The sequence below is a fragment of the Vibrio sp. Of14-4 genome (assembly GCF_022347625.1).
GTDB lineage: Bacteria > Pseudomonadota > Gammaproteobacteria > Enterobacterales > Vibrionaceae > Vibrio > Vibrio pristinus.
Genome location: NZ_JAKRGI010000003.1, coordinates 1 through 12,611 on the forward strand (window position 1 = coordinate 1; position 12,611 = coordinate 12,611).

General features: G+C 45.0%; 12 protein-coding genes. 5 read left to right on the forward strand and 7 right to left on the reverse strand.

The window, feature by feature from the left end; genetic code table 11:
* Positions 1 to 193: hypothetical protein (locus MHN79_RS03795; protein ID WP_239171790.1), on the forward strand; the 193-nt coding region annotated here is incomplete at its 5' end.
* A 213-nt stretch (positions 194 to 406) separates the two neighbouring features.
* Here MHN79_RS03795 and MHN79_RS03800 read toward each other — a convergent pair.
* Positions 407 to 1,303 (reverse strand): LysR family transcriptional regulator, encoded by an 897-nt coding sequence (locus MHN79_RS03800; protein WP_239171791.1) that lies wholly within the window; start codon positions 1,301 to 1,303, stop codon positions 407 to 409.
* Between the two features lie 108 nt (positions 1,304 to 1,411).
* Here MHN79_RS03800 and MHN79_RS03805 point away from each other — a divergent pair, with 108 nt between their 5' ends.
* Positions 1,412 to 2,023, forward strand: coding sequence for a LysE family translocator (locus MHN79_RS03805; RefSeq protein ID WP_239171792.1), 612 nt, complete (start codon positions 1,412 to 1,414; stop codon positions 2,021 to 2,023).
* Between the two features lie 108 nt (positions 2,024 to 2,131).
* Here MHN79_RS03805 and MHN79_RS03810 read toward each other — a convergent pair whose 3' ends face one another.
* From MHN79_RS03810 to MHN79_RS03820, 3 genes are all read right to left on the reverse strand, one after another.
* Positions 2,132 to 3,718 carry an AbgT family transporter gene (locus MHN79_RS03810; protein WP_239171793.1) on the reverse strand — a complete coding sequence of 529 codons (1,587 nt, stop codon included), beginning with the start codon at positions 3,716 to 3,718 and terminating at the stop codon, positions 2,132 to 2,134.
* Between the two features lie 215 nt (positions 3,719 to 3,933).
* Positions 3,934 to 4,059, reverse strand: a complete 126-nt coding sequence (ykgO, locus tag MHN79_RS03815; protein WP_114786599.1) for a type B 50S ribosomal protein L36 — start codon at positions 4,057 to 4,059, stop codon at positions 3,934 to 3,936.
* Positions 4,060 to 4,320: a type B 50S ribosomal protein L31 gene (locus MHN79_RS03820; protein WP_239171984.1), complete on the reverse strand. Its 261-nt coding sequence runs from the start codon at positions 4,318 to 4,320 to the stop codon at positions 4,060 to 4,062.
* A gap of 118 nt (positions 4,321 to 4,438) precedes the next feature.
* On the opposite strand from MHN79_RS03820, the gene tsaA reads away from it, so the two are divergent.
* Positions 4,439 to 5,134 carry a tRNA (N6-threonylcarbamoyladenosine(37)-N6)-methyltransferase TrmO gene (gene tsaA, locus MHN79_RS03825; protein WP_239171794.1) on the forward strand — a complete coding sequence of 232 codons (696 nt, stop codon included), beginning with the start codon at positions 4,439 to 4,441 and terminating at the stop codon, positions 5,132 to 5,134.
* Positions 5,135 to 5,243: 109 nt separating this feature from the next.
* Positions 5,244 to 6,959 (forward strand): proline--tRNA ligase, encoded by a 1,716-nt coding sequence (locus MHN79_RS03830; RefSeq protein WP_239171795.1) that lies wholly within the window; start codon positions 5,244 to 5,246, stop codon positions 6,957 to 6,959.
* Positions 6,960 to 7,028: 69 nt separating this feature from the next.
* Here the strand turns inward: MHN79_RS03830 and MHN79_RS03835 are convergent, their stop codons facing one another.
* Both MHN79_RS03835 and lpcA read right to left on the reverse strand, forming a co-directional pair.
* Positions 7,029 to 7,874, reverse strand: a complete 846-nt coding sequence (locus tag MHN79_RS03835; RefSeq protein WP_239171796.1) for a class II glutamine amidotransferase — start codon at positions 7,872 to 7,874, stop codon at positions 7,029 to 7,031.
* An 88-nt stretch (positions 7,875 to 7,962) separates the two neighbouring features.
* Entirely contained in the window at positions 7,963 to 8,541 is a 579-nt protein-coding gene (lpcA, locus tag MHN79_RS03840; RefSeq protein WP_114785266.1) for a D-sedoheptulose 7-phosphate isomerase, read from the reverse strand.
* A gap of 307 nt (positions 8,542 to 8,848) precedes the next feature.
* Between lpcA and fadE the strand changes: the two genes are divergently transcribed.
* Positions 8,849 to 11,299, forward strand: a complete 2,451-nt coding sequence (gene fadE, locus MHN79_RS03845) for an acyl-CoA dehydrogenase FadE (RefSeq protein WP_239171797.1) — start codon at positions 8,849 to 8,851, stop codon at positions 11,297 to 11,299.
* 57 nt (positions 11,300 to 11,356) lie between these two features.
* Here fadE and MHN79_RS03850 read toward each other — a convergent pair whose 3' ends face one another.
* Positions 11,357 to 12,610 (reverse strand): TIGR03503 family protein, encoded by a 1,254-nt coding sequence (locus MHN79_RS03850; RefSeq protein WP_239171798.1) that lies wholly within the window; start codon positions 12,608 to 12,610, stop codon positions 11,357 to 11,359.
* Position 12,611 lies beyond the last annotated feature (1 nt).

The window sequence follows — 12,611 nt, forward strand, 5'->3', positions numbered from 1 at the left end:
TTCTATCGACAAAACGAGACTAAGCACTCAACAAAACAAGCCATTTTTCATACTCAAACCAGATTCAAACCTAATAAACTGTGCGGATACACAGCAAGGGAGAGTGGAGATGGCAAGTAAATTTTTAGAAGAAATTCGACAACATATGCGAATGCGAGGGTACAGCCTAAAAACAGAAAAAGCTTATCTATAAAATGTGATGGGGTCAGGTCTCGCCTTTTGCCAACCATTAGCTTTTCTAAATAAAATCTATCCGATGATCTCTGCTCAAACTTCGACAGGTAACCCATTTTGGGGCAAAAACACCCCAGTCCAAAAACCTACGCTAAGTTCCATCCTCCTCAGCAGCCCCCCCTGACCAAAGTAAAGTTAAATCCAATAGCAGCAAAAAACGTTCAAGTGGGTGTTATCTCGCAGTAAACAGGCCGTTTCTTTCGGACTCGGTTGGTACACAGGAGCGCAGGCTGGTTTGTAGCCAATCAGTGAACTTTTGCTCTCCTTCATCAGGTGTTTTCTCTAAGCCAAGCAAAATATATTTATGGCCAGATAATCCAAAGCCAAATGGGGCGACTAAATTGCCTCTTTTTATATCATCAACCACAAGCGGATAAGAACCTAAGGCTGCGCCAAGGCCTTCAACCGCAGCTTGAAAGCAAAAATAGAAATGCGCATAAGATTGGTGCACATTGTTTAACAGATGAGAGTAGCCATTACTGGATAGCCACTTCTCCCATGCGTGCGGCCTTGTTTGGCTATGAAGAAGTTTGGCGGTACTTAAATCGTTTTTAACTTGATGCCAGTAGTGAGGGGCAAACACGGGCCCAACCCATTCATCCACTAAGCTTGTTTGCTTGTAGTCATGAATAAGCTCAAAGTCATCACGGCGAATGGCCAAAGATAACCCAGTCACCCCCAATAAAACCGGCCCTCCTGCTGTTGAGAGCCTAACATCTACCCCAGAGTTCATATAAAAGTCAGATAACCTAGGCATCAGCCAACGCATGGTCAATGTTGGCTCACAAGACACCTCTAAACACTGACTTTTTACCTGAGTTAGCTTGTTCACTCCGCTTTCAAGCGCTTGAAATGCTTGCTCTGTATAGCTTTTTAGTAACTCGCCTTCTTGGGTTAAATACACCTTTCGGCCTTGCTTATAAAACAAAGGCTGGGATAAATAACTTTCAAGCACTTTGATCTGCTTGCTTACCGCACCATGGGTAATATTTAACTTACTTGCCGCTTGGGTAAAGCTTGCTGAAGATGCCGCAACATGGAATACATGGAAGGCTTTTAAGTGCCTCATCTGTGAATTTTTCTCACATCTAAACTGAAATCAATTCGATTATAGTCAGTCTAACAAACACATACAATGTGCACTCACAACGTAGAATAAATCAAGTTTGGAGTATATGTGGAAATTTTTAGCCTTGCCATTTTAGGTATATTAATCGTTATAAGCCCAGGTGCTGACTTTATTTTGGTGCTTAAAAACAGCCTTAATCAAGGCCGAATAGCTGGTATCTGGACAGCACTTGGCGTGAGTCTAGCCATTTGTGTTCACATCAGCTATTCCATGCTCGGTATAAGTTACTTAATCTCACAAAATGAATGGCTGTTTAATTTAGTCCGATATTTAGGCTCGGCTTATTTAATCTACCTTGGGATTAAAAGTATTTTTTATGCCAGTGATAAATTTGAAGCTATAGAAGAAAACCACCAAGATGTCGCCACTTGGCGCTATTTAGTGCAGGGCTTTCTGTGTAATGTACTAAACCCTAAAACCATGCTGTTTTTCCTGAGTATCTTCAGTCAAGTTATCTCCTTAGATTCAGGCAATAACCAGTGGGCATTAATCTATGGCGTATACATGGTGGCTCTGCATGGAATCTGGTTTGGTATCATCGCAGTTCTTTTTACCTCCAATACCCTGCAAACACGCTTAAAAAGAGTTAAGAAAAGGCTAAACCAAGCCTGCGGAACGGGCTTACTCGCTTTAGGAACGCTGCTTGCTGTTAAGTCATAAGGCTAGGGATTGGATTGAAACATGATAAAAAAGCCCCTAAACGCCAAAGCGTTTAGGGGCTAAATCGATTAAAGGTTTGGTCTTTATCTTGTTACGGCGTGCAGTAGGTTACGGCGTGTAGTAGGTTGCCGCGCCTGGGCCGACAGGTAGGCCGAACACAAATACCCATAGGTAGAAGAGTAGGCTCCAGCCGACGATAAAGCACAGTGAGTATGGCAACATGGTGGCGATTAGGGTGCCAATACCGAGATTTTTCATATAGCGGGTTGCAACCGCCAGAATAAGGGCGAAGTAGCTCATCATTGGCGTGATAATATTGGTGGTCGAATCGCCAATACGATACGCCGCTTGAATGGTTTCTGGCGCGTAGCCAACTAGCATCAACATAGGCACAAAGATAGGCGCAGTCACCGCCCACTGAGCTGAAGCTGAGCCAATCATCAGGTTAATAAAGCCACACATCAAAATAAAGGCGAAAAACAACATTGGCCCTGTTAAACCAATCTCTTGCAAAAAGTTTGCACCCGACACGGCAAATACTTGACCAAAGTTGGTCCACTTGAAAAAGGCAACAAACTGAGCGGCAAAAAACACCAGTACAATGTACATTCCCATTGAAGACATCGACTTTGACATGGCATCAATCACATCGCGGTCAGTTTTCATTGTGCCGACAACTTTGCCGTAAACCAGCCCTGGAATCGCAAAAAAGACGAAGATAAAGGCGACGATACTTTTCAAAAATGGAGAACCCGCCACTGTGCCAGCATCGGAGCGTAAAATGCCATCTTCTGGCACTATGGTCCAAGCGAGCAAAGCACACACTACCAAAACGGCAAGGCCGGCGCGTTTCATGCCTTTTTTCTCAACCTCGGTTAACTTGCCCAGTGAATCGTGAGATAAGTCTTCTGACGCTTCATCTTGGTTGTATTTGCCAAGTTTAGGCTCAACAATTTTTTCAGTAACAAAGGCGCCCATTGCAGCAATAAAGAAAGTTGAGACAAACATGAAGTACCAGTTAACTTCAGGTCCAACCGTGTAGCTTGGGTCTATCAATTGCGCGGCGGTTTCTGTGATCCCAGATAACAAAGGATCGACCGTACCAATCAGCAAATTAGCCGAATAGCCGCCAGATACACCAGCAAAAGCGGCGGCAAGGCCTGCTAAAGGATGCCTACCCAAAGAATGAAACAGCATGGCTGCAAGGGGAATAAGGACAACGTAACCAAGCTCAGAAGCCGTGTTAGAGATAATGCCAGCAAAGACAACGGTGACAGTGACCATGCGCTTTGAAGCGCCCATCACCATACCGCGCATCACAGCAGAAAGTAGCCCTGAGTGTTCGGCAACTGCAACACCCAATAAGGCGACAAGAACGGTTCCAAGCGGCGCAAAGCCAACAAAGTTTTTCACCAAATTGGTGACGATTAACTCTAGGCCATCGGCATTAATAAGGCTGACAACATGGATCATGCCGTCTGCCGCTCGCCCCTTTACACCTTCTGGTCTTGGGTCTGCAACCGAAACTTCAAAAAATCCAGCAATGCCTGATGCGACCAACACAGCGGCGCAAAGGATCACAAATAATGTGATGGGGTGAGGCAGTAGGTTGCCTAGGTACTCAACCATATCTAAAAAGCGTGTGAATATCGGTTTTTTAGGTGAGTTAGGTGTGACTGAAGCAGATGACGTCATCTGATCCCTCCTTGTTAGTTTCTCCTGCGCTTTGTAACAATTTTCCAACAAAGCCTGCGAAGATTACTCAACAAAGAAATCAATTAAAAGTCGTAAATGTAACAAATCGTTAGTCTGATCATGATATCTCAGGGAATAAAACCCTAAAATTAGTGATATACCCCATATAATCGACAATAATCAATACAATCAGTTACACCACTAATTTTGTTTGCTCAGCGCTGGACGGCTTTAAAACGCGGGTTGGCCTTGCAAATCACATACAGCCGCCCTCTTCGCTTTACGATTTGACAATCAGGATGACGTTTTTTTGCGCTCTTTAATGATTTCAGTACTTTCATTTACTCGTTTCCTTTAGAAAACTGGCCAAATCGACGTCTAAAGTTCGCCACTCGACCTTCTTGGTGGATCACGCGCTGCTTACCTGTGTAGAAAGGATGAGATTTAGATGACACCTCAACCGTAAAATAGGGGTAAGTTTTGCCATCTTTCCACTCAATAGTGCGATCGGTTTGTAAAGTTGAACCAATTAAAAAGTATTCATCAATACTGGTGTCATGGAACACCACAGTTCGGTATTCTGGATGGATATTGTTTTGCATCATTAACTCTCAAAATAAATGTTATGTTATAACATTTATTTATGATAACCATTCTCATTAAGCATTGCTAGCGTTTTTTATGTTAGCGTTACGCCACCCCTATTTTTAGAGAAAAGCCATGTATTCTGTAGAACCTATCGGTTTTATTGAAAGCCCATACAAAGAGAAGTTTGCCGTTCCTCGCCAGCCGAGACTTGTGACAAAGGCTCGCTCTAGAGTTCGCTTAATCAACGCCGCCAATACTCCGGAAACGGTAAGAGCGCTGGATCAGTTTTCACACCTTTGGCTGCTGTTCTTATTTGATCAAAATTTAGAGGCCGGCTGGAAACCAACGGTGAGGCCACCAAGATTAGGGGGCAATCAACGCGTTGGCGTGTTTGCGTCGCGCTCAACCTTTAGGCCCAATGGCATAGGTATGTCGGCGGTTGAAATGAAAGGGATAGATCAAGTCGGTGAGCAAGTTTATCTTGATCTTGGCAATGTAGATCTCGTCGATGGCACGCCGATTATCGATATCAAACCTTATATCCCCTACTCTGACTCGATAGAAAGTGCCCATGGTGGCTACGCTGAAACCGCGCCCGTTACACTCGCGGTAAGCTTTTCACCAGCGGCGACCGAGCAGTTAAGCGAGCACAGGGATACTCAACACGTAAAAACTGTTATAGAGCAGGTGCTGGCGCAAGATCCACGGCCAGCGTACAAAAAAGGTAAGCGTGATAGTAAAGAATACGCCGTCAATCTATTCGATTTGAACGTCAAATTTAGCATAAGCGACAACTTAGTCACGGTTACTGCAATTGAGTACTTTTGACAAAGGCGTTTGACTGATATTATAAGCGGCTATTTATTTCCCTGATGGGGATTCTCTCCTCCTGTCCTTCTTGGCTGGAGAAAATAACTTTAATAAACGGATAAAATTAATGCGTACCAGTAATTATCTTCTTTCTACTTTGAAGGAGACTCCAAACGACGCAGAAGTTGTGAGCCACCAGCTCATGCTACGTGCAGGTATGATCCGTAAGCTGGCTTCAGGTTTATACACCTGGCTACCTACTGGTCTTCGTGTACTGCGTAAAGTCGAAAACATCGTTCGTCAAGAGATCGACAATGCAGGCGCAGTCGAAACTTTGATGCCCGTTGTTCAGCCGTTTGAACTTTGGGAAGAGACAGGCCGCAGCGAAAAGATGGGCCCTGAGCTACTTCGCTTTACTGACCGCCATACTCGTCCGTTTGTTCTAAGCCCAACCGCTGAAGAAGTGATCACTAGCCTAGTGCGCAATGAAGTGAGCTCATACAAGCAGTTGCCGCTTAACTTGTACCAAATCCAGACTAAGTTCCGTGATGAACGTCGCCCTCGCTTTGGCGTGATGCGCGCACGCGAATTTTGCATGATGGATGCCTACAGCTTTGATATCGACAAAGAAGGCCTACAAAAGTCTTACGATGCTATGCATGATGCCTACTGCAAAGCATTCGATCGTATGGGTCTTGAGTATCGCCCTGTGCTTGCCGATTCTGGTGCTATTGGCGGTAGCGGCTCACAAGAATTCCATGTGCTGGCAGAAAGTGGGGAAGATCTTATCGCCTTCTCAACAGAGTCTGACTATGCGGCAAACATCGAAAAAGCCGAAGCTGCGGCTCCTTCTAATGAGCGCGCACAACCGACTCAAGAGATGACGCTGGTTGATACACCGAATGCCAAAACCATCGCTGAGCTTGTAGAGCAACATGGCTTAGCAATTGAAAAAACGGTTAAAACACTGTTTGTCAAAGCATCTGAAGAAGTAGATGCCGATATCATCGCACTTATCATTCGCGGCGATCACGAGTTAAACGAAGTCAAGGCAGAAAACCTTCCGCAAGTGGCTGCTCCTTTAGAAATGGCGACCGAAGAAGAAATTCGTGCGCTAGTTGGCGCAGGACCTGGCTCTCTCGGCCCAGTCAACCTAAGCCTACCCTTTATCGTTGATCGCACCGTTGCGGTAATGAGCGATTTTGGCGCTGGCGCTAACATTGATGATAAGCACTATTTTGGCATCAACTGGGGCCGTGATGTTGAACTTGGCCAAGTTGAAGACTTACGTAACGTAATCGAAGGTGATCCTAGCCCATGCGGCAGTGGTACCCTAATGCTTAAACGTGGTATCGAAGTGGGCCATATCTTCCAGCTTGGTAACGTTTACTCGCAAGCTATGAACTGCGGCGTACTTGGTCCTGACGGTAAAAATGCCATTTTAGAAATGGGCTGTTACGGTATTGGTGTATCGCGTGTTGTTGCTTCTGCTATCGAACAGAACCACGACAAGTATGGCATCATCTGGCCAGACGCTCTTGCGCCTTTCCAAGTGGCTATCGTTCCAATGAATATGCACAAGTCGGAAGAAGTAAGAGAAGCGGCTGAAAAGCTTTATCAAGAGCTCTCTAATATAGGCATCGAAGTCTTATTTGATGACCGCAAAGAGCGCCCAGGTGTGATGTTCTCTGATATGGAGCTTATCGGCATACCTCATACTGTCATAATTGGCGATCGCAGCATGAAAGAAGGTAACTTCGAATATAAGAACCGTCGCACTGGAGATAAGACTCCGGTTGCTATGGCGGAAATCGTCGCTCACCTAAAAGCGCAACTTGCTTAAATCTTAGTAAGTAGTACGCAAAAAGGCTGATGGTAATACATCAGCCTTTTTAGTTTCTCGCAATGATGCTTATTCTAGAGGTTCAGTCGGCGCTTGGCATTTCACTTTTTTCTCGGCAAAAGGCACATCGATTAATTGATCGGCATTGCCATCGGCCAATTCTCCGCAGTGGAACAAGCCAAACTCTCCAGGCTTCATTCGGTGCCATTCTTCATTATCAGTCAGAGGCTGAGTAGCAATAACAGACACCACATCATTTGGCGTCGTTTCTTCCTGAAAGTTGATCTCGACATCTTCATCAATCAAAGACGCTTTACCAAATGGCGCTCGACGGGTAATCCAGTACAAATGGTTAGTACAATAGGTCATCACATACTCACCATCAGACAAAAGCATATTAAAGATGCCCTTCTCGCGCAGTTTGTCACAGCACTGAGCGATAAACTTAAATACACTCGCCATGTCTTGAGGTGGCTGCGGGTACTTGTCTTCCATTTGCTTTAGTAACCAGCAAAAAGACAGCTCACTATCGGTTTGGCCGACGGGACGATGGCGTCCTGTCACTAAATCTTGGTAATCACATAGCTGACCATTGTGAGCAAAAGTCCAATAACGTCCCCACAACTCACGAGTAAAAGGGTGCGTGTTTTCAAGATTCACCGCACCGCGGTTTGCCTGGCGTATGTGGCTGATCACAGCACAACTTTTGATTGGATAGTTTTGGACTAGTTCGGCAATTTTGGAGTCACAACTTGGATTAGGATCTTTAAAATTACGAAAGCCCTTCCCCTCATAAAAGGTAATGCCCCAACCATCACGATGCGGGCCGGTATTACCGCCGCGTTGCATCAATCCAGTAAAACTAAAACAAATATCAGTCGGCACATTGGCGCTCATTCCGAGCAGTTCACACATAGCTCAAAAAGCTCCTTATAAAACAGCAATACCAGTGATTAACACTGGTATTATATAAGTTCAATTAACCCTTAACCATTTACAATGATTACTTTTCCATCTCTTTTTCGATTAACTGAATCACTATATGGATGATCTTGATGTGCACTTCTTGGATGCGATCAGCATAGCCAAAATGAGGGACGCGAATTTCAATATCTGCAAGCCCAGCCATCTTGCCGCCGTCTTTACCGGTTAACGCGATGGTTTTCATTCCTTTAGCTTTAGCCGCTTCAATTGCCTTTAGAATATTGCCTGAATTACCAGAGGTTGATAAACCAAACAAGACATCGCCAGTAGAGCCAACAGCTTCAACATAGCGAGAAAAAACATGGTCGTAACCAAAGTCATTACTCACGCAAGACAAATGGCTAGGATCTGAAATCGCAATGCCTGGGTAGCCAGGACGGTTCTCACGGTAGCGACCTGTTAGCTCTTCAGCAAAATGCATCGCATCACAATGTGAGCCGCCATTTCCACAAGAAAGCACTTTGCCACCTTGTTTGAAAGAATCAGCAAGCATCTTGGCTGCTGCTTCGATTTGAGCAATATTTTGTTCATTACTCAAAAATGCATTCAGTACGTCAGCAGCTTCGGTTAATTCTTTTTTGATCAAATCCTGATACATAGGTTGTTCTCTAATTATTGGGTCTTCAAAGGTCGAGGTTTTTATCGACGTAGTTATAGTCAGAGTTTACTCAAACAATCCTCAGTGTCGATAGCTGCCAGCAAACAATTCCATTTTTATCGTGCTTCTGCGCCTAAAAAACCAGCTCCCCTCTTCATTTTTAGGTTTTTTACTCTACTAAGATCACTTTTCAAGCACATTTGTGTTTTACATTTATTTAATATTTTTATTACACTCTTACTGGTTGGACCTCTAGCTGCATTACAGCGTATAACTAGATAGTAACGCTGAACAAGGAACATAAATTATGGACACTTTGCTTTCTATACTTGGATTTTCTGCTGTACTGGCAGTCTGTCTATATAATCGAACAGCCTTGATCAAATCGATGGCTGCTCTTACCACAACCTTATTATTACTGTCAGTCTTTGGCGCTGCAGGTTCAGTTAGCTGGATCCTTTTCATAGCGTCAGCGGCTGTTCTTACCATTCCCTCGATACGTCAGTCACTGATCAGTAAAAAAGCGCTGACTGTATTTAGAAAAGTGCTCCCTGAGATGTCACAGACAGAAAAAGAAGCACTAGATGCGGGGACGGTTTGGTGGGAAGCAGAGCTGTTCAAAGGGAAACCAAATTGGAACGCGCTGCATGATATTCGCGCGCCCGAGCTCAGTGCTGAGGAACAAGCATTTCTCGACGGTCCAGTCAGTGAAGTCTGCGCCATGGTCAATGACTATCAGGTGACTCATGAGCTAGCAGACTTACCGCCCGAGGTATGGCAATACTTAAAAGACAAAAAATTCTTCGCCATGATCATCAAGAAAAAATATGGCGGTTTAGAGTTTTCGGCTTACGCTCAATCTCTTGTTTTGCAAAAGCTCACCGGCGTGTCATCGGTTCTGTCTTCAACCGTTGGCGTACCAAACTCACTTGGCCCTGGCGAGCTTCTTCAGCACTACGGAACCAAAGAACAAAAAGACCATTACCTGCCAAGACTTGCTGAAGGTAAAGAGATCCCATGTTTTGCTTTAACCAGCCCAGAAGCAGGATCCGATGCCGGCTCAATTCCAGACTTTGGCATAGTGTGTAAAGGGGAATGGGAAGGAAAAGAAGTGTTAGGTATGCGCCTAACATGGAACAAGCGCTATATCACATTAGCGCCCATCGCTACCGTGCTTGGTTTAGCCTTTAAGCTGCGTGATCCAGAGGGGTTATTGGGTGACGAGCAAGAGGTAGGCATCACATGTGCGCTTATCCCAACCAATCTAAAAGGTGTGGAGATAGGCAACCGACATTTCCCGCTTAATGTACCGTTTCAAAATGGCCCTACGCGTGGTGAAGATCTATTCGTCCCATTAGATTTCATTATCGGCGGCCCTAAAATGGCAGGCCAAGGCTGGCGTATGTTGGTTGAGTGTTTATCAGTCGGACGTGGTATTACACTTCCTTCAAACTCAACTGGCGGCATCAAAACCGCGGCGCTAGCAACAGGTGCATATGCACGTATCCGTCGTCAATTTAAACAGCCTATTGGCCTAATGGAAGGGGTTGAAGAACCGCTCGCTCGTTTGGGTGGTAATGCCTATGTCATGGATGCAGCAAGTAACCTCACAGTGGCCGGAATCGACCTTGGACAAAAACCATCGGTTATCTCTGCGATTGTTAAATACCACTGTACCCATAGGGGTCAGCAAAGCATCATAGATGCCATGGACATCGTTGGTGGTAAGGGTATCTGTTTAGGCCCATCAAACTTCCTAGCTCGCGGCTACCAAGGTGCGCCGATAGCGGTGACCGTTGAAGGTGCCAATATCCTAACCCGTTCAATGATTATTTATGGTCAAGGCGCAATTCGCTGTCATCCATACGTACTTGAAGAAATGGATGCCGCTTATTCTCAAGACTCAGATGCGCTAGAAAAATTTGACGCCGCCTTAGCAGGCCACGTTAGCTTTACTCTGAGTAACCTAGTACGCAGCTTCTGGTTAGGTCTGACAGATGGGCGTTTTTCATCGGCTCCGGTCAAAGACTCGACCAGTCGCTACTATCAACAGCTTAATCGTTACAGTGCAAATATTGCCTTTCTATCTGATATTTCAATGGCAGTATTGGGCGGCACTTTAAAGCGTAAAGAAAGACTTTCTGCCCGTTTAGGTGACATCCTCAGCCAGCTGTATCTAAGCTCTGCAACATTGAAACGTTTTGATAGTGATGGTCGTATTGCAGATGACTTGCCTTTATTACACTGGGGGCTTCAAGACAGTCTAAAGCAAGCCGAAATTGCTATTGATGAGCTGTTGGCTAACTTCCCTAACAAATGGCTAGGAAAAGCATTAAGATTTGTGATTCTTCCTTTTGGCCGAATTAGAAAAGCCCCTAGCGATCAACTCGATAGTGAAGTAGCGCGGATTCTACAAACACCATCAGCAACGCGTGATCGTTTAGGACGTAACCAATATTTCCAAGCGAGCGAATTTAATGCCGCTGGTAAAGTTGAACAAGCGCTCCACGTCATTTTGCAAGCTGAACCTGTGTTTAACAAGGTATGCCAAGCGATAGATGAGCGACGCCCATTCTTAAGATTGGATCTCATTGCAGATATTGGCTTAGAAAAAGGCATCATAGACTCAGACGATGCCAAGTTACTGCGAGATGCAGAGCAGCACCGTTTGTATGTGATAAACGTGGATGACTTTGACCCAAAGCACTTAGCTGCGACACCCAAAGAGGCGTTTCCTCGGATGGATGAAGTAGCGTAAAACAAACAACAAGGGCTGCCTCGGCAGCCCTTTCCTTTTATGGTGCCAATGGTTTCACTACTTCTTAGGCATCTCTAACTGCATTTCAGGTATTTCTTCTTTCTTCGGCCTTAGTTTCAGTTTACCGATACCAAAATACATTGCTACCCCAATAAAAATCACGACTATGTTGGCTACCGCAATCATAATCATGGTCTTGGTGCGCTTTTCTTCTCGCATTTCAAGCAAACGCATTTCTTCCATTAATTTCTGCTGTTTTAGTCTCTCTTCTTCCTGAAGTCTTCGGGTTTCAGCAATATCAACTTCTTCAAGAACACTGTATGTCTGCTTTTTGATTGGAAAATAGAGTGGGCGACCCGAACCTAGTTCAGTCGCAAAAGCTTGCCCCATCCAAGAGTAGTTGCCAATATCCCCGTTATATGGAATCGGTATTAATACTCTCTCAGCATCTTCAGCAGCACTTTTTGCCATCACATACTCTTCGCCATCTGGCGACATATGCTCAATTTGAGCCGCAATACTACCGGGCTCTATCATGCCTTTCTCACCCGAAACCGCCACCATGTGCTCTTTACCTTCAAAGCGGCTTTGAATAAAAGTGGTTTGTATCGGTGTTGGGTAGACCAATACTTCTTGCTCTTGAGCACGCAGGAAAACACCATTACCTGAGGTGATGCGAACGCGGTACTTGCCCGGCTCTGGAGTGATATTGAGTGATACAGTAAAGACACCATCTCCAGCCACCTCGTCCAAACCAACCCCATCATCAGCAAAGTCTCCAATTTTATGGGCGATGGGCCTTGCCTCTTTGATTAGTGACGCTTCATTTTCCACATACTTAGTGAAAGTCACCAAGAGATTGATTCTATCTAGAAAGTCTCTCATCACTATCGGTTGGTCGTCAGAAGTAATGCGAGCGGTGAATTTTATTTGCTCTCCCTGAAACAGCCGAGATGGCATTCTTTCCGTGGTAAGAGCGAGGTGAGAGATCAAAACGATTTTATTTTTTGGGGTAACTTTACCGACGGCCTGCCATGGCCCTGGCATCGGCTTATCGATGGAGATGATATCCATTGCTGGCTCCTGGTACCAGCGCACATTATCCGGCTTACGCCATGCATAATATTTTTTACCATCAGGACGCACCAAAACCACAGGTCGTGAGCGTTCAGCTCGATAAACAACAAAAGTGATTTGCTCTATGGTCGGATCGACTCGAAATCGATTATCAAGCAGAGTCATTGAAGATTCCTCAGCATACACAAAGGCACTGGCTAACAAACCAAATAAGGTAAACCAAATCTTCAACATT

What these genes read in the sequence shown, in the direction of transcription:
- ykgO (WP_114786599.1), bottom strand. Translation starts at nt 4,059, where the DNA reads ATGAAAGTACTGAAATCATTAAAGAGCGCAAAAAAACGTCATCCTGAT.
- MHN79_RS03850 (WP_239171798.1), bottom strand. Translation starts at nt 12,610, where the DNA reads ATGTTGAAGATTTGGTTTACCTTATTTGGTTTGTTAGCCAGTGCCTTT.
- MHN79_RS03830 (WP_239171795.1), top strand. Translation starts at nt 5,244, where the DNA reads ATGCGTACCAGTAATTATCTTCTTTCTACTTTGAAGGAGACTCCAAAC.
- MHN79_RS03810 (WP_239171793.1), bottom strand. Translation starts at nt 3,718, where the DNA reads ATGACGTCATCTGCTTCAGTCACACCTAACTCACCTAAAAAACCGATA.
- MHN79_RS03800 (WP_239171791.1), bottom strand. Translation starts at nt 1,303, where the DNA reads ATGAGGCACTTAAAAGCCTTCCATGTATTCCATGTTGCGGCATCTTCA.
- lpcA (WP_114785266.1), bottom strand. Translation starts at nt 8,541, where the DNA reads ATGTATCAGGATTTGATCAAAAAAGAATTAACCGAAGCTGCTGACGTA.
- MHN79_RS03835 (WP_239171796.1), bottom strand. Translation starts at nt 7,874, where the DNA reads ATGTGTGAACTGCTCGGAATGAGCGCCAATGTGCCGACTGATATTTGT.
- MHN79_RS03820 (WP_239171984.1), bottom strand. Translation starts at nt 4,320, where the DNA reads ATGCAAAACAATATCCATCCAGAATACCGAACTGTGGTGTTCCATGAC.
- tsaA (WP_239171794.1), top strand. Translation starts at nt 4,439, where the DNA reads ATGTATTCTGTAGAACCTATCGGTTTTATTGAAAGCCCATACAAAGAG.
- fadE (WP_239171797.1), top strand. Translation starts at nt 8,849, where the DNA reads ATGGACACTTTGCTTTCTATACTTGGATTTTCTGCTGTACTGGCAGTC.